We start from the raw sequence: 17964 nt of genomic DNA on the forward strand, positions 1-17964 counted from the left end.
TTTTTAATTCGCGTACTTATTTCAGTCATATTTCGACGCTAAAATTCACAATTTATTCACTTAAAAGTCGTCTTATCTTCCACCCCCCCTAGTAGAATGAGGGTCTAGACTACTATGGAGTGGAAATATGCGTGTTAGAAAATCACTATATATCACCATCATCACCTTATTAATGACTTTATCAGGACCTCTGCAAGCTGTGACAGCCTCTCAACTCTCAGAAAAAGATAATAACCAACCAACAACGACAATGCAGTTACCTAATGAGGGGCGTTCTGATTTGCAGGAATTGATTCAACGGGTGGATGCTAATGTTGGTGATGATTCTGCTGAGGAACCATCATCAGAGACAGAAGCAGATGAGCATGAGGAAGTCGAGCCACCGATTGAAGATAGTAATCTGCCAGAACCAGAGGAACAAGGTAATCAAAAATCAGTTGTACAAGCTAAAGCACCAAGAGCCATCACCACTAATACCAACGGGACAAGTACTTGGACGTTTGATTCTACTACTGGCTTGTTGTCTTTTGGGACGGGCCAGCTAGCAGAACGCATTGACAATAATTTAACTAATGCGGGTGTGACACCGGCCAACGTCAAGACAATCCGATTTAACGGTGCTGTTGACGCACCAACAGCGGTCGATTATTTGTTTGCTAATTTAACCCAGTTAAGCGGATTCACTAGTTTAAATAATTTTAGTACTAGATACGCGACTAGTATGTCAATGTGGTTTGATGGGACGAGTTCTTTGTCAACACTGGATTTGAGTAGCTGGAATGTTACACGGGTCACGTCCTTCGAGTATATGTTTTATGGTGCCACAAGCTTAACCACCTTAAATCTATCGGATTGGGGTGTTGGGCGGATTGTGACCGATGTTAGGATGGGATCTATGTTTCGGGACACCAGTGCCTTGACTAATTTAAACTTGACCAATTTTAAAACAACTAATGTCATCAGTATGACCTCTATGTTTAATAACACTGGCTTAACTAGTCTAGATTTGAGTAGCTGGGATGTCACAAAGGTCTGGGGTTTCCATAGTATGTTTTCCAATGCGACAAAGTTAACCACCTTAAATCTATCAAGTTGGGGTGTTGGACGGACAGCGACTGGTGTTAACATGATGTATATGTTTGGTAGTACCAGTACCAGTGCTTTAACCAATTTAAATTTGACAAACTTTGAAACAACTAACGTCATTGATATGAGCTATATGTTTCAAAAAACTGCTTTAACTAGCTTAGATTTGAGTAGCTGGGATGTTACACAGGTCACGAATTTCTATTATATGTTTTATAGTACCACAAGCTTAACCACCTTAAATCTATCGAGTTGGGGCGTTGGACGGACTGCGACCAATGTTAACATGGGCCGTATGTTTCAGGACGCCAGTGCCTTAACTAATTTAAGCCTGACTGATTTTAAAACAACTAACGTCATTGATATGAGCTATATGTTTTACAGAACTGGGTTAAATAGCCTTGATTTGAGTAGTTGGGATGTTACACAGGTCACATCCTTTTATTATATGTTTTATAGTACCACAAGCTTAACCACCTTAAATCTATCGAGTTGGGGCGTTGGCCGGACTGCGACCAATGTTGACATGGGCTATATGTTTGGTATTACCTCTGCTTTAACCAATTTAAATTTGACAAACTTTAAAACAACTAATGTCATTGATATGAACAATATGTTTCGTTCTACAGCTTTAACTAGCCTAGATTTGAGTGGCTGGGATGTCACTAAAGTGACAGACTTTGATGGCATGTTTCGTATTGCCACAAGCTTAACCACCTTAAATCTATCGAGTTGGGGCGTTGGCCGGACTGCGACCAATGTTGACATGGGCTATATGTTTGGTATTACCTCTGCTTTAACCAATTTAAATTTGACAAACTTTAAAACAACTAATGTCATTGATATGAACAATATGTTTCGTTCTACAGCTTTAACTAGCCTAGATTTGAGTGGCTGGGATGTCACTAAAGTGACAGACTTTGATGGCATGTTTCGTATTGCCACAAGCTTAACCACCTTAAATCTATCGAGTTGGGGCGTTGGCCGGACTGCGACCAATGTTGACATGGGCTATATGTTTAATAGAACCTCTGCTTTAACCAATTTAAATTTGACAAACTTTAAAACAACTAATGTCATTGATATGAGCGGTATGTTTCAAGAAGCTGGGTTAACTAGCCTTGATTTGAGTAGCTGGGATGTTACACAAGTCACGTCCTTCTCTGGTATGTTCTCTAATACCACAAGCTTAACCACCTTAAATCTAACGGGTTGGGGCGTTAGCCGGACTGCGACCGATGTTACCATGCGCTATATGTTTAGTTCCACCGGTGCCTTAACTAATTTAAACCTAACTAATTTTAAGACGACCAATGTTACTAATATGCTCTATATGTTTTACAAAACTGGGTTAACTAGTCTAGATTTGAGTGGCTGGGATGTCACTAAAGTGACAGACTTTAATGGCATGTTTCGTGAATCTAGCCTGAGAATATTGAACTTATCAGGATGGAATAGTTCTGGTTCTTCTGTCTCCAGTATGTTCTACAAAACTACCAATCTCTGGAAAATCACCCTAGGAGAAGATATTATTTTTTCTAGTAATCCTGAATTTCAAGCAGCGCCTGCCATTGGGACAACGATTCCGGGTACAAGTTACAAGACAACTGCTGCCAGTTGGCAGATTGTTGGCACAGGAACAGCATTGAATCCTAAGGGTGCAATGGTCACAACGACAGAAATGTACGCTGATCGAACAGAACCAGTAACTTATGTCTGGGCAAACAAAGCACTGGCTCCAACACCTGTTATCAATACGATTTCATCACTTACCTTTGGCACGTTAGCAGCCAGTGACTTCTTTAATGGCAATAGTCCGCTGGCAACCAACATGGCAACTGGTTCAGTGGCCTTAGAAGATTTAGATAACAGTACAACGTATAATGTTACCGTGGCACAAACGAGTGACTGGACAACTGATGGTGAATCAGCTACGATTGCTAAGTCAAACTTGAAGATAAAATATGGCGCTAATGATTTATCCACGGGAGCTAGCAGTTTCTGGTCGGGCACATCAGCGACTGAGACCAAGAGTATTGCTTTTAATCATGATGATACCAAAAACTTCAGCATTTGGTTGAACCCAAGTGCTGTACTTGATACAGCATTGCTTGGCAAACAACTAGAATCAGAATTGACATGGACGTTGAGTGAGACGCCATAATCTAACAAAAAGATATCGAAATTGATTCGATATCTTTTTTGTTAGATTTTAATTTTAGGAACTTGTAAAGCTGATAAGCAGACTAACAAAATGTTTTTAAATTCAGCAAGCATTGCTGGTGTAGCCAATAAAAAATGAGTGAGACCAAGCGTTTCGCTTAATTCCACTCATTATTATCTTAATTATGCCGCCGGTGGGAGTCGAACCCACACGGTGTTGCCACCACTGGATTTTGAGTCCAGCGCGTCTGCCAATTCCGCCACAGCGGCATACGCTATGTGGTTGTCTGATTTCAAACAACTACACTAGAATACCAAGATATCACTATCCTGTCAACCCTTTTTATTTTTTTCTCTTTCTTCAGCCAAAAATTCTTCGTGCGTTTCTTGTTTAAGAACGTGCGAAACGTGATTCAGGGCGTTGTCTAAAAGCGTCAAAACGTGAGAATCGCTCAAGCAATATAGAATTTCACGCCCTTGACGTTGGGTTTGCACTAATTGTGCTTCACGCAAGAGTTTCAACTGATGAGAAACAGCTGATTGTTCCATATCCAAGATTGCAATGATTTCTGAGACGCTATAAGCGCGTTCACGCAAAAGCTCTAAAATCGTTAATCGCTGGCGATTACCCAATAATTTAAAAATTGTTTCAAGTTCAATAATGACATCTTTTTTCATAACCTTATTATAACAGGGTAAATAAATGTTGTAATGTACCAGCTGTGAACATAACATAAATACCAAGCGCAACATAGATAATTAGCTGTACTCTATCACCAAAACGTTCCAACAATTGATAGACAATTGGCATTTGTGTCACTTTATAAGCAAGCAATAAAGCCAACGATAAAATCACAATAAAAATTGCAAAAATTAATGGTAACAAGGTTAAATTAATCGTTGTAAAATATGGCACATACAGCGCAATGTTATCAGCACCACAGGTTGCGATTGTAATTCCTACCATTTTGAGAATTAGTTGTTTTTTACCGGATTGACGTAAATTATCCGCAACTTCAGCTACTTCATCCGAGTCTGAATAATAATTTTTGATACCAATAATAATTGGTAAAATACCCAACAAGCCTAATAGCCATTCTTCAGGCACTTGTTTGAGTCCCAAAGCAATGAATACCGAAATCATCACTAACATCGCATTACCAAGGTAAGCGCCGAAAACGACTGATCGTACTTGTGCTGATTGACGATATTGTCCAAAAATAAATAACAGAATAACGAAATAATCAGTGGTCGTACCAATATATGATAGTGCTGCCGTCATTAATGTTTGTAACATAGGCTCAATTTCCTTTATATGAATTTCTATTCATGTAAAGTATAACATGAATTTATTTTCATGTATAGCGTAAAAAAATAACTGCCTCATGATATTAACCATTATTTTTGTGAACAGTGTATACTATCCAAAATAACGGCTTGAATCAATTAGCAGTTATGTCATTAACTATCGTGACGCGCAACCATTGATGAAATCTTGGCATGACGTGCAATGTAGGCAGCTTGTGAACCAAGTGATCCCCAGAAACCTTCACGTGAATGTGCACCAACAATAATCAAATCAGCGCCAACGCGTGGTGCGATGTCTTGTACAAGCACTTCGCCTGCCTTAGCACCATCAGCAAAAATCGTTTCAACATTAGTTGCCCCTTTTGAGACAGCATAGGCACGATATTTTTCCAAATTAGCTTCAAACTCGGCTCGTTTTTCTTTAATAAAATCAAGATGTAACGCGTCGATTGTTGACAAATCACCCATTTCCAAAACTGTGGCGATTGTCAACTTCGCCCCATCTTCACTGGCCTGATGAATCGCATTAGCCAAAGCAAAATAGCCTTGCTGTGATTCGTCAACACCCACTAAGATGTTCTTAAATTGCATTGGTTCGATGTTTAAGTTTAATTCACTCATGTTATCTCTCCTCTTAGGCACCAAATAGTTGACCAATAATTTGAACAACCAATTGAATATTCAAAACTGTTAAGACAGCGAATGTAATCCATCCCAAAACTGTCATCCACATTGGGTTAGCAAATTCTTTACCCATAATCTTCTTCGATGACGTGAATAAAATCAATGGTGCCATAGCAAATGGCAAAGCAATTGACAAGAAGACCTGTGAATAAACTAGCAATTGATCCAGTTTGTCTTCGGCACCACCATAAATTAATGTAAAGGCAACAACTGGAATAAGCGCTAATCCACGTGTTACAACACGACGTAACCACATTGGAATACGCATGTGCAGGAAGCCTTCCATAATAATTTCACCAGTCAATGTTCCAGTAATGGTTGAATTTTGACCTGATGCCAGCAGTGCTACCGCAAACAATGTTGATAAGATAGGTGAGGCAACCGCTCCCGCAATCGTCTTATCACCCAAGGCGTTATACATTGAACCAAAAGTACCCACTTTATCAGCGTGACCAAAGAACAAAGCCGCTCCTAAGATTAAAAGCAATGAATTGATAACAAAAGCCAAAGACAATTGGATATTTGAATCCCATGTCATGAAGCGAACAGCTTCTTTAATTGCAGATTTGTCGTTACGATCAACCTTACGTGTTTGTGAAATTGATGAGTGCAAATAAAGGTTGTGGGGCATAACCGTAGCACCAATGATACCCAAAGTCAGTGTCAACTTAGAGTCACCACCACCAATAGGTGAAGCACTACTTAAATCTTGTAATTGTGGCAAATAACCACCAAACAAAGCTGTCAATTCAGGCTTTGATAACACAACGAGGTAAGCAAAGATAACCAAGATTGTGATGATAAGTGTCATAACAATCGCTTCAATCTTTCGGAAACCAAACTTCATTAGCAACAGCAGCAACACAACATCAAATGCTGTTGTCAGAACAGAGGCAATCATTGACCAGCCAAACAACAAGTGTAAGGCAATCGCGCCACCAATAACTTCAGCGATATCTGTGGCCATCAATGCTAACTCTGTCATAATCCAAAGTGCAATACCACCTGGTTTGTTAGTGCGATCACGCGTCGCTTGTGCCAAATCTTCTTGTTTGACAATACCCAACTTACCAGCCATATATTGTAACATCATAGCAATCAATGATGAAATCAATACGACTGATAACAAAACATAGCGATACTGCGCACCACCACCAACAGAGGTTACCCAGTTACCAGGATCCATATAACCAACGGCAACAAGAGCACCAGGACCTGAAAAGGCTAATAATTTTCGCCAGAATGAACCATCTTTCGGTGCTTCAATCGAGCTGTTAACATCACTCAAACTCAAAGTGTCATCAGCATTTTGAACTAGATGATGCTTTGGGTTAACGCTTGTAGAATCTTGCATTCTATCTCTCCTTTAGATTTCTCCTCAGAACAAAATAAACGAATTTCGACTTGACATATCGTGAATATTCACTTGTCGGCAAACTTACTGCGTGCCAAACAGATACAACAAGTGCTAAATAAATTTCATAAAGGATTTCATTCAACACCATAGTTGAAAGCTTATGAAAATTACCTAACTCGACTATTGTCGCTCCAGTACATATTACATATTACACGCTATTCGAAAAACGTCAACAACAAAAAAAAGCGCATTTTAAAAATTCGCCTTTTTGGTGATTAAAATGAAAGAAAATTGTCTCTAAATCAACTTTTGAAAACCCTTTCATTAGATTATTACATTTGCGTAACATTACAATTTTAAATTTGATTGCACGTTTGGTCAAAGCTAGATGTTTCAATTTGAATGGTGACATGACTAATATGGAAGGTTGTTCGAAGAGCGCTGGTAATGTCTTCCAAAATCATCTGTGCATCACCTGTACTAGTGCTGTTCAAGGAAAGATGCACTGTTAACGCAGTTTCTGTGGTTGATAATGGCCATATATGCAAATCGTGAAACTGCGCCACACCGCTATGGTTAGCAATATATTCCGCAACAGCTACCTCATCAATGCCATCTGGCACGCCATTTAGAGCCAAGTTAAACGTTGATTTGACCATTGGCCAAGAAGTCACCGCAATCACTACGCCAATAATCATCGAAACAATCGCATCAATTGCAACCAAACCTGTCCATTGAATGAGCAAGCCAGCCACAACAACGCCCAAAGACACACCTGCATCAGCTAATAAGTGAACGTACGCCGTTTTTTCATTGAGGTCATGTGACTGATGTCCGTGCTCATCAGGTACACCGGAAACCCTAAACAAGAACGCAGTTGAAAAATTAATCACAATACCAACAGCTGCCACAATCATAATTGTGGCACCACTCGCATGACTAACATTAGCAGTAATTAAATCTCTAATGCCCTCATAGAAGATAGTTACCACGGCAAATATTAAGAGTAAAGAGTTAAAAATGCTAGCTAATATTGACATATTATGCCAACCATAAGTATGCTGTTTAGTGGCTTTCAAACCAAAAACAACCACCGCTAACCAAGCAATTATGAGTGCTAACACGTCACTCAAATTGTGAAAAGCATCAGCAAATAGCGCAGTTGAATGAGCAATTTTTGCAAAAACTAATTCTGCCAAAACAAACACAATGTTCAGTGTAATGCCAATAACATAAGGCCTTTGTTTCATTTTTAAAGTTTGATTTGTGTGTATCATCTCGTCTCCCTTGAAATATGCTACTCTTATTCTACCACTTAATATGAATAATTGTTCATATATTTCAAGTTTGCTAACAGATTAAGATAATGACGCGAAAAAGTCACCCGCGTCACCCACAATTTGATCAATGTGATATGGTGTGGCAATATATTCTAAATTAACCGACATCACTGTCGCTTGTGGATTAGCATATTGCAGCAATCCAGCAAATGGGTAAACCTGAAAACTCGTCCCCACAATCACAATCAAATCAGCTTCCCGGACCCAAAGTGCTGAACGTTCCACCTCAAAAGGCATTTCCTCATAAAAAGTAATTCTTGGTCGTAAAATGGCGCCATCCGCTCTTCTCATGCTCTGCAAATAGTCATGATAATCGGCTTTTTTGCCGTCATGTGGTGCATAAATATCATAGAGAGAACCATGAAAACGAATCAAATTTTCTGGCTTCGAGCCTGCTTTAACATGTAAGTCATCAACATTTTGCGTGATAATTTTAGCTCGGTTAGCTTGTGTCAAAGCAGCCATTTTGTCATGAATAACATTCGGTTTAGCTTCAGGAAAATACATATTATCAATCATAAATTGATATTGTTTTTCCGGTTCATTTTGAAAAGCCGTGGCACTCAACAAGTACTCTGGTCGTAAGGCAACACCATCATATATTCCACCTTTAGAACGGTAATCAGGAATGCCCGAGATGGTCGACACGCCCGCTCCTGTCATAAACACGATATGATTAGCGTCGTCAAAGCGTTTTTGAATTTCTGGTGTGACTAACATAATTTAAACTCTTTCAATGTAAGGTAATGCCAATTTTTTAAACAATTCTGAGACTTTCATAGCATATAGTGCTTTGAAAAAAGCTGGTCGATCTGCTTCGTTTTCGGGTGGTGTGATGACAAAACTATTTTGCTCATCCCCCTTATTTAGACCGACATAAGCTGTCTTTTTGGTCTGAAAATCTGTCATTTCTGAATGGAAAATGGTAAACACTTGATTGACTGGTAGTGCCAGTTGGCGTTGAGACAAAACACTTGTTAAAGTGACGTACTCTTTGGCATTTACAGTAGGCTTTCCCCACTTTTTTAACACATCGTCAAGACCGACAAATAGTGTTACCATTTGGTGTCGAATTTGGCGTGATTGCTTCAAATCTGCCCTTAAAATGGGTTCAGCAAGTGTCTGAGCCGCCGTATAAGCTAGCGGATAGTTATTTTCTAGAACAGCTGTAAAATCACTGGCCTCAACTAAATTATCGGCAAATACCAAGGCATCTAATACCATAAGCAAACGCCATAAACTCTCATCATCCAGATCACCATTCTCTGGTGTTAATTCAGATTGAACACCTGCCAAATAAGCATCAGCTGTTTGCTGTGTTAACATTTGCTTTGTTGCTAATTCTCGGTAAGTAATCGCGTGGACAACTACGCGATGCATACGCGTTGCAATTTGAATTAATTGCTCATCTAATTTGTCATCATTAAATGTTAATGCAAAAAATACTTGCGGTGTTATCCCATTAAAGGTTAATAACATCTTCAATAACTCGTTAGCTAATAAAAAATCACTCTCAGTTTCTTCTGCAACTTCAATCAATAAACGTTGCCCCAAAACTTCTTGATTAACACGGTCAATGTGCAAAGTGCCAGTGTTCTCAGTGCCCACTCGGCTCATAACTGTGCCGGGATAAAGCTGATTGACAGCATCTAGTAAAGATTTAACTTTTGGATTCATTTCTTATCTCCATTAATATTTTAGTTGCTAACTCAGTATCAACATGCTTTTCAGCCATCAATCTTGGCACCAAGCGTTTAACTTCTGAAACTTCAGCACCGACTTGCATGGCTAATGCACGGTATTGCATACGCATATGTCCTTGCTGAATGCCACCGCTAACAATTGCCTTGAGGGCCGCTAAATTTTGTGCTAAACCAACTGAGACAATGACCATACGTAGCTCATCTGCATTGACCTGTCCCAGTATAGCTAAGGCGTTTTGAGCAGCTGGCAGTACAGAAATCGCACCGCCAACTGTTCCCACGCTAATTGGCATAGTCAGTTCGCCGTGCAATTGGTTATCTTTGATGGACCAAGTTGTCAGTGCCTGATATTGTCCGTTACGGCTGGCATAAGCATGTCCACTCGCTTCAACGGCACGCCAATCATTGCCAGTCGCCAAAACCACTGCACTGACACCATTAAAAAGCCCCTTATTTTCTGTTGTCGCGCGATAAGGATCACTTTGCGCAAAATGATTGAGCGCAACAATTTGACGTGCTACGTGTTCGCCCCCCACCCGTTCAAATGCAATGTCAGCCGTGGCTGTCACTAACTGCTGTGTCGCATAGTTAGATAAAATAACCCCCAGTGGATTAAACGATTCAAAAAGTGGTAACTCAGCCTCCAAAATAGTATCGACAATGTTGGCGCCCATAGCGTCTCTTGTATCAATAATAAAATCAACGCTTGTTTCATTTTCAGATACCTGACGCACAACGACGTCTAAAAGACCACCACCACGTTGATAGATTGATGGTCGTGCTTGTCGCGCAATATCGAATATTTCTAAACGATGGGCTTGTACAAAATCAGCTAAAGATTTTTCAGTCACAAACATCATTTGACCGATCATCGCTGTACGACCAATCTGAACATCAATGCCAGCAGACAACATTTTTGCACCATTATTTGCAGCAGCAATCACGCTGGGTTCTTCGGTTGCCATTGGCACTTGATAATGCTGTTGATTAATTAGTAAATCACGTACAACACCCATTGGCACTCGAAAATCACTAATATAGTTTTCAACTAGTTGTGCATTCACCGTACTTTGTTGTTCTGACAAAGCGGTACGGATATCATCATCAATCACTAACAACGCCAACCGTTCGTCAGGTGTTAATTCATAAAACTTCTTAGTCATGTCTTTGTGATAAAGTTTCCGCGATTAAGCCTTCGCGAACCCCACTTTCTGAGAAAATTACTTTGGGTGCTTCAATCAAACGCATCAGATTAACGAGTGGTAAAAGCCCGCTAATAATGATGTCGGCGCGTGTTGTTTCAAGGCCAGCCACTTGTTCGCGGTCTGCTCGTGTCATATAACGAATTTCATCAAAGATAGACATCACCAATTCGTAGGACATCTCATAACCGTGAATTTGATTAATTTCTGCTTCACCAGAACGTGTGCGTGCCATGCGTGCTAATGAACGATTAGCGCCACCCAACAAAATAACAGGCTGTCCTTTTTGTGAAGATAACCAAGATAAATTTTGATAAGATTGCACAATATACTCACTAGCCACCTCAATGTTGCTCTGAATCACATCATTGGCTAACATGAATTGCTCGGATAAATTCACCGCACCAAATGGCAAACTGACCGCAGCCATATTTTTTGCGTGGTTAATAGCAATGAGTTCAACTGATGCACCACCGGTGTCTAAAATTACCCCCGCATCAACTTTTAGCGTTGCTTGAACACCTAAATAGTCGTAATAAGCTTCTTGATCGCCTGTTAGGACTTGAAATGTGATGCCAGTGGCTGCTTTCACACGTTTCAAAAACTCTGATTGATTTTGGGCTGTTCTCACAGCAGCCGTTGTGATAGCACGTACTTCAGGTTCAAACCTCGCATAGCGCGTCTGAAAATAGCGCAATGCACCAATGGTTCTTGCCATTGGTTCTTCTTGCAAAATCAGCTCCGCACCCATATTTTGCGCAATGCGAGTGTCCTGCTTTTCCCGAACAATCTCGGTATAAGTGCCATCTTTATGTAATTCTTCGACCACCATTCGAGCAGAGTTGCTGCCTAGGTCAACGATTGCTAAATAGCTCATAGTGTTATCCTAATTTTGATTTTAATAATTTAATTGTAACACATCTCATCATAGCAACCGATAACAAGGATAACTTCTTAAAATAGTAATAATATATTAATAAAATCACGATTATTTATTAATTGGTTAGTCCATGTTAAACTGGTTATTATGAAAATACTTTTGATTGCGCTAGGCGCGTTGAGTTTTGCAATCGGTACAGTTGCGATTTGGATTCCGGGTATCCCAACGGCCGGATTTTACGTTCTGACTGCTATTTTATGGTCTAAATCTTCCAAACGACTCGACACGTGGCTACAAAATAATAAATATTACAAACAATACGTTCATCAGGGCGTTTTTGAACGACAGCTACCATTAAAAGCTCGTATCATCATCTATTTAGTGACGGCTGGCATGATGGCAATTCCATTTTTCAAAACTGATTTAGTGTGGCTAAAAATCGTCTTACCACTCACTTCGTTAACCCAAATCGTTTCTATGGAAAGCTATTATCGTGGCTATCTTTGGCGTGATGGCATTCCATTTATGAAAAACAACAACAAATAACGTGCAATGACGAAAAAAGGTAGCAACAGTAATTACTGTTGCTACCTTTTAACTTTATTTACTGTGGATCAAGCGTTTCATTAATCATGTTCAAGTTATACTCGGCAATATAGGAATACATAGCTGGCACAGATCCACCAAACTGGGTTCCCGTATTTTTAGCTTTCAAATCTAATGACTTGCGCAAAAGGGTTGTAACACGTTGCTTTTCTGTTTCAGTGACCATTTGATAACTGACACCATTATACATATCACCAACACCTTGTATATGTTCTGACGTTTGTTTTTTAGTAGCAGACATATATTTTAGTGCTACCGTGGTAAGATTATTAAACTTCATATCCGTCTGAACATTTTTAGAGATAGAACTCATAAATTTAGCGTTGAGCAATGTTTTTGCACTGGCTGATTTCTTAAGTAACGCCTTTAAGACTAGTCGTTGGCGCAATTGACGACCATAATCCCCTTGTGGATCATCATAGCGCATCCGAGAAAATGACAAGGCTGCATAGCCATTCATTGTTGTGTAAGTTTTAAAGTTCTTCCCATCAGACGCATATTCAAACTTTTCTTTGCCCTTATAGAACTTATACACGTCTGGTTTGTCGTTGTCTGGTTGATAAGTGAATGTCAAAGGTGACTCTACTTCAACACCACCAACCTGATTAATCAACTTCTCCAAACCACCCATATTAACTAAAGCATAAAAATCAATCGGTACATTCAAATAATTTTGTAACGTCAGTATGGTTGAACTCACACCGCCAATTGGAAATGCCGCATTTAGCTTTTGTGGAAAAGTATTCTCGTGACCTACAATTGCTACCATAATATCTCGTGGAATGGACATCATCGTGGTTGTTTTAGTTTTTGGATTAACTGTGATAAGCATCATTGAATCGGTCAAACCTGTACGATCACGATCCAATGCACCCGTATCTGTTCCTAAAACTAAAATTGAAAATGGTTCCCCTTTTTTCAAAACTTGTTGGACGTCACGTGCTTTTGTAACTTTTGCACTACGGTACATTTTGTCAACAGATGTTTTCACATTGCTCAAAACCATTGACATCATGACACCACCAACAATTGCCAACAATAGTAATATTGCAACAATCCATCGCCATTTTTTACGACGCTTTCGTGGCCGTGGTGGTCGTGGTGGCTGTCCATTTGGTAATGGTGCTGATTGTCGGCGTGCCGCACGACTCATATTGTTTTCCATAACTTGTACCCCTAATGCGTTCTAAAAATTCATTATACCATTATTTGCACATCATCGTTTTGATTTGCCGATTGTCTTAAAATATGTTGAAGATTTATAGTATTGATCGCATCAAAAAAAGCTAGTGAATCAATCATTCACTAGCTAATTCGTTATGTGATGTTATTGTCCTAAAAGTGAATTAATCAGCAGCTAAAGCATCAATTGTATTCAACTTGGCAGCCTTGCGCGATGGCACAAAACTAGCAATCAAGGCAATAATGAGTGAGATAACCACTGCGAAGATGACATTACCAACAGAAACCTGCACAATATTGAACTTGATCAAACCATAAAGCGCAGCGTTCATTGCAAACTGGGCTAAGTAGGCCACCGCAATACCAAATATTGCTGAGATAATACCCATCAATAGTGCTTCATTCGTAAATAGTCCACGAATATCTTTTGAACGTGCACCCAAGGCACGTAATACACCAATTTCTTTTGTACGTTCTGAAACAGACATGTACGTTGTCACGATAATCATAATTGCTGAGACAAACAGTGAGATACCAGCAATCGCAGCTAATACGTATGACGCCAAGCTAGTAATCGTGTTAATTGTCTTCAATACAGATCCGACTGAAATAGCAGCCACAGCCTGTTTACCATTTTCTTTCAAATTATTGACTGCATCAACAGTTGATTGAATTTCTCGTGTATCTTTGATGGAAAGTGTCAAGAAGTTGGCAGTTGTCACAGCATTGGCCTTTGTTAAATCCTTTTTGACACCGGCTGTTGTTGCAGCAAAGATTGTACCACTTTGACCACCATCAGTAATACCAACAATTTTCATCGTTGATGTCACTGGTACTGGTTGGTTTTGGGCGTTATAAGCAACATATGTGTATGTGATATTTTTATTGAGCAATGACTTCCAATTAGTATTAGCTTTCTTAGCAAAAGCCTTGTCGATCACAATTTCATTACTTGCCTTTGGCTTACGACCAGCTTTAATGACCTTATCTGCATAGATTGGCGTCCATGTCTGAATTTGCGTGCCTGCCTGTGATTGTACGTTACCATACTTGAAGACAGCACCATTAAAATGATAACCCTTATAAACTTTATCAACATGTTTCACCTGATTGATTTTCTTAATAAGTTTATCTGAGATGGTGGTAGAGTTGTAGTCTGTTGCTGCAGCTTGAGTTGTTGCTTGCGCACGTTCAGTGGCAGTAGCATCCTTACTGTCCGTCGTATTTTTTAAGACAGTTGGGTAATTAGGGTTAGCTAATGAGTTCACTTGATCATTAATATAACCCTTAATACCATTTCCTAATCCCAAGAACAGAATAACTGAAAAAACACCAATTGCTGATCCTAAAATAATCAAGAAGTTTTGTAGCTTTTTGAATTTCAAATGATCAAATGCCATGTCCCAAACAGAGCCTTGAGACAATGGTTTAGAGGTAAGACGATCAGTTGTAGCAGGTGTTTCAAAACGTGGCTTAAGATTCTTTTCTTCATCTATTTTACCATCAGCCATGTGTAAAATACGTGTGCCGTAATCTGCAACTGCTTGAGAATGTGTGACAACAATGACTAATTTGCCTTCTTGCGCAATTTGTTCAAGTAATTCCAATACTTCTTTTGTATTCACAGAATCCAACGCACCAGTTGGTTCATCAGCAATCATCACGTCAGGATCAGCAGCCAACGCGCGAGCAATTGCAACACGTTGCTTTTGTCCACCTGAAAGTTGAGAAGGATATTTATGAATATGCTCTGCCAAGCCAACTTTTTTTAGCAATTCCGTAGCACGTTGCTTACGTTGCGAAGCCGACAAAGTTGTCATATTTAATGATGTTTCAACGTTTTCCAAATTAGTTTGATAGTTAATCAAATTGAAGCTTTGAAAAATATAACCAATTGTTTGGCGACGGTAAACATCAAGTTTCTTTTCTTGTTTGTGGTCTAACTTCTCACCGTTAACTTCAACCGTTCCTTCGAAATTTCGGTCTAAGCCACCAATGATGTTAATTAAGGTTGATTTTCCACCACCGGATTCTCCTAAAATTGAGACAAATTCACCTTTTTCAAATGACAAATCAATGCCTTTTAAAACAGGAAATTCATCTTTTCCGAGAAAATAAGATTTGTGGATATCAGTTAGTTTTAAAAATGCCATGCCTGATTTCTCTTTTCTATAATGTGTGTTTAGTTTATCATAAGCATTCCATGATGTAAATTATTCTTTGTTACACAGTAGTCCACATACTAGTAAACAAATCCCGTCTCTATTCATCAATATTCACTCATTCTGCATGCCATAATAAATAGTAAGTTTACTGCTGAAGCCTATATTATTGTCCACTTCTTAAAATATTGATTTGAGATGTGCTGATACAAAAAAACAGCTTTCGCTGTTTTAAGGTTTATTTTGAACATACTTCCAGTAAGCATTGATAATTGCTGCCGCAATTTTACCATTAGTACCATCCAAATAATTATTCATACCGGGAATAGCCATCGCCATTGCAACAGGTTGCCCTGGTACATAAGCAACAATCGACTCAGTAAAGGTTTGGTTCCCATTCGTTGTCGTTTCAGCTGTACCAGTTTTCGCATAAACATGCGGTGTCAATTTATGAAGCTGCGTGCCACCAGTGTTATAGGTGTCCGAACCATTAGCAACGCGATTCATACCTTCATGAATTACTTGCCACTCAGCAGAACTTAACTGAACTTGTCCTTGTATATTAGGAGAGGCTTTCCAAACTGTCTTCATTTTGGTACTATTTGGAATGCTTTGCAAAACAGAGTCGACCAAATGTGGCTGTATGAGGTAACCGCCATTCGCAATTGTCGAAACATAGCGAGCCAATTGCATTGTTGTATAAGAATCGTATTGTCCAAACGATTCATATAAATACTTACCTACATTCTCACCTGTTGTGGGCCCTCTATAACCCGCTGTTTCGCCACTAATATCAATACCTGTTTTAATGCCTAGTCCGTACTGTGCTAACCCATTTCGTAACGTCTGGAACGCATCCGAATTAAGGGCTAGAGGTGAACCAGAACTGTATGTTTGCCCACCAATTTTCATACCCAATTGGACGAAGTATGTGTTAGATGAACGTTCCAAGGCTGTTTGTGCATCAACAGCTATTGGTGTTCCAGCCTTGTTCCAATAGGACGTAATTGTTGGTGTACCTTGAATTTTGATAGCTTGATCATACATCGTGGTATTTGACGTTGATAGGACACCACGTTGGAACGCTGTTGTCAAGACCGCTGGCTTCACAACTGATCCCATGACAATTGCATGGTTAATGTTACCATTTGGGTCAGCTGTTTTCTTCTTAGTCTCATAATCTTGATCGACACCAGCCATAGCATATATACCACCAGTGTATGGATTCATAACAGTTGCATAAGCACCCTGCACATCACCACCGGGCAAATTGTCCTCAAGAATTTTTTGAACGGCCTTTTGGAACTCTGCATTAATTGTCAGCTTCAAACTATCACCAGCCTGACCATCATATTTGATGCTTGATGATTTTACTGTGCCATCTGTCCCCGTTGTTACAACTGTTTGTGACGCTGAGCCCTTCAGCATTGATTCATATTTCATTTCAAGACTAGAATTACCGACTGGCTCATTTTGAGAATAACCCTGAGCTAATAATGTGTGCAGTCGGTCATCAGGCAAACCAGTTGACTCATTAGTGACGTTACCAATCAACGCCTTAAAGTCATCCCCTTGGGGATATTGGCGGGCCCAACTCGTCCCAATTTTAATACCGGGGAATTGGCTAAGTCGTTCACCAATTTCAGCTAACTCTGTTTCAGACACATCATCTTCCTTAATAAAGGTAGTTGATAATGCATAGGCGCCACTCATGCGCTGAAAAATCATCGCATCATTTTCATTAACAGAATCAATCAGATGATTTTTCTCAACATAATTAACAGACAAATCCGTTAACTGTGTCCCTGTATATGTTTCACCCTTTTTCTTAGCTTTGTTAATCTTTTTTTGGACAGCTGCTGCCTGTTTGGCATCTGCTAAATAAAAGTCGGCCTTTGACCGATCACTTAAACGAGACGTATCAACAGTCAGGTATTTACCTAATTTTTCAGCCGTTTCGCGCATGGTTGCAGAACTGATATTAGTGCCACGAGTGAAGGTAATAGCCGTTTGTGCCTTATTTCCTGCAATGACACGACCAGTTGAATCATAAAAAAGACCACGCGGTACGTTACCTTTCTCAACCGTTTCATCGCTTCGATTAACTTCTGCTTTATAGTCAGACCCCTGTTGGATTGTTAAAAAGGCCAATTGCACAGTGAGTGCAATCATGAGTAATAAAGAAATACCTAACAATATATTTAGTCGTGTTGGCAAATTAGCCCGCGCGTTATTTTTATTATCACGATCCTCTAAATATGGGTTGCGTTTCATGTTTTTACCGCCAAGTT

The 17964-nt window shown here is 39.5% G+C and carries 14 protein-coding genes and 1 tRNA gene; 2 read left to right on the forward strand and 13 right to left on the reverse strand.

Annotation, left to right across the window (positions count from 1 at the left end; genetic code table 11):
* The first annotated feature begins 127 nt into the window (after nt 1-127).
* Nucleotides 128-3250 carry a BspA family leucine-rich repeat surface protein gene (locus ACI3ES_RS09115; RefSeq protein ID WP_407631980.1) on the forward strand — a complete coding sequence of 1041 codons (3123 nt, stop codon included), beginning with the start codon at nt 128-130 and terminating at the stop codon, nt 3248-3250.
* Nucleotides 3251-3435: 185 nt separating this feature from the next.
* Here the strand turns inward: ACI3ES_RS09115 and ACI3ES_RS09120 are convergent.
* From ACI3ES_RS09120 to ACI3ES_RS09165, 10 genes are all read right to left on the reverse strand, one after another.
* Nucleotides 3436-3519 (reverse strand) — tRNA-Leu (locus tag ACI3ES_RS09120).
* Nucleotides 3520-3582: 63 nt separating this feature from the next.
* On the reverse strand, nt 3583-3927 hold the full coding sequence (locus ACI3ES_RS09125; protein ID WP_004915687.1) for a helix-turn-helix transcriptional regulator: 345 nt from the start codon (nt 3925-3927) through the stop codon (nt 3583-3585).
* Between the two features lie 7 nt (nt 3928-3934).
* Nucleotides 3935-4546 carry a cadmium resistance transporter gene (locus tag ACI3ES_RS09130; protein WP_114667709.1) on the reverse strand — a complete coding sequence of 204 codons (612 nt, stop codon included), beginning with the start codon at nt 4544-4546 and terminating at the stop codon, nt 3935-3937.
* 164 nt (nt 4547-4710) lie between these two features.
* Nucleotides 4711-5178, reverse strand: coding sequence for a universal stress protein (locus ACI3ES_RS09135; protein WP_114667710.1), 468 nt, complete (start codon nt 5176-5178; stop codon nt 4711-4713).
* Nucleotides 5179-5191: 13 nt separating this feature from the next.
* Nucleotides 5192-6595: an Nramp family divalent metal transporter gene (locus ACI3ES_RS09140; protein ID WP_114667711.1), complete on the reverse strand. Its 1404-nt coding sequence runs from the start codon at nt 6593-6595 to the stop codon at nt 5192-5194.
* A 359-nt stretch (nt 6596-6954) separates the two neighbouring features.
* The gene (locus ACI3ES_RS09145; RefSeq protein WP_004915677.1) at nt 6955-7875 is read right to left on the reverse strand and encodes a cation diffusion facilitator family transporter; all 921 of its coding nucleotides are present in this window, start codon (nt 7873-7875) and stop codon (nt 6955-6957) included.
* A gap of 81 nt (nt 7876-7956) precedes the next feature.
* Nucleotides 7957-8658 carry an NAD-dependent protein deacylase gene (locus ACI3ES_RS09150; protein ID WP_114667712.1) on the reverse strand — a complete coding sequence of 234 codons (702 nt, stop codon included), beginning with the start codon at nt 8656-8658 and terminating at the stop codon, nt 7957-7959.
* A 3-nt stretch (nt 8659-8661) separates the two neighbouring features.
* A complete protein-coding gene (locus ACI3ES_RS09155; RefSeq protein ID WP_317212253.1) occupies nt 8662-9615 on the reverse strand; it encodes a nitrate ABC transporter ATPase in 954 nt (317 codons plus the stop codon).
* Nucleotides 9599-10804, reverse strand: coding sequence for a hydroxymethylglutaryl-CoA reductase, degradative (locus tag ACI3ES_RS09160; RefSeq protein ID WP_114667714.1), 1206 nt, complete (start codon nt 10802-10804; stop codon nt 9599-9601). Before ACI3ES_RS09160 ends, ACI3ES_RS09155 begins: the two co-directional genes overlap by 17 nt.
* Complete coding sequence (locus ACI3ES_RS09165; RefSeq protein WP_114667715.1) at nt 10797-11720, reverse strand: exopolyphosphatase; 924 nt, start codon at nt 11718-11720, stop codon at nt 10797-10799. The genes ACI3ES_RS09160 and ACI3ES_RS09165 overlap by 8 nt, the downstream gene beginning before the upstream one ends.
* A 150-nt stretch (nt 11721-11870) precedes the next feature.
* Here ACI3ES_RS09165 and ACI3ES_RS09170 point away from each other — a divergent pair, with 150 nt between their 5' ends.
* Nucleotides 11871-12269, forward strand: a complete 399-nt coding sequence (locus tag ACI3ES_RS09170) for a YbaN family protein (protein WP_114667716.1) — start codon at nt 11871-11873, stop codon at nt 12267-12269.
* Nucleotides 12270-12327: 58 nt separating this feature from the next.
* Here ACI3ES_RS09170 and ACI3ES_RS09175 read toward each other — a convergent pair whose 3' ends face one another.
* From ACI3ES_RS09175 to ACI3ES_RS09185, 3 genes are all read right to left on the reverse strand, one after another.
* The gene (locus ACI3ES_RS09175; protein ID WP_114667370.1) at nt 12328-13494 is read right to left on the reverse strand and encodes an LCP family protein; all 1167 of its coding nucleotides are present in this window, start codon (nt 13492-13494) and stop codon (nt 12328-12330) included.
* Nucleotides 13495-13675: 181 nt separating this feature from the next.
* Nucleotides 13676-15664 (reverse strand): ATP-binding cassette domain-containing protein, encoded by a 1989-nt coding sequence (locus tag ACI3ES_RS09180; RefSeq protein ID WP_407631981.1) that lies wholly within the window; start codon nt 15662-15664, stop codon nt 13676-13678.
* A 240-nt stretch (nt 15665-15904) separates the two neighbouring features.
* Nucleotides 15905-17947 (reverse strand): penicillin-binding transpeptidase domain-containing protein, encoded by a 2043-nt coding sequence (locus ACI3ES_RS09185; RefSeq protein WP_114667368.1) that lies wholly within the window; start codon nt 17945-17947, stop codon nt 15905-15907.
* Nucleotides 17948-17964 lie beyond the last annotated feature (17 nt).

Source organism: Leuconostoc falkenbergense (assembly GCF_045801155.1).
Taxonomy (GTDB): domain Bacteria; phylum Bacillota; class Bacilli; order Lactobacillales; family Lactobacillaceae; genus Leuconostoc; species Leuconostoc falkenbergense.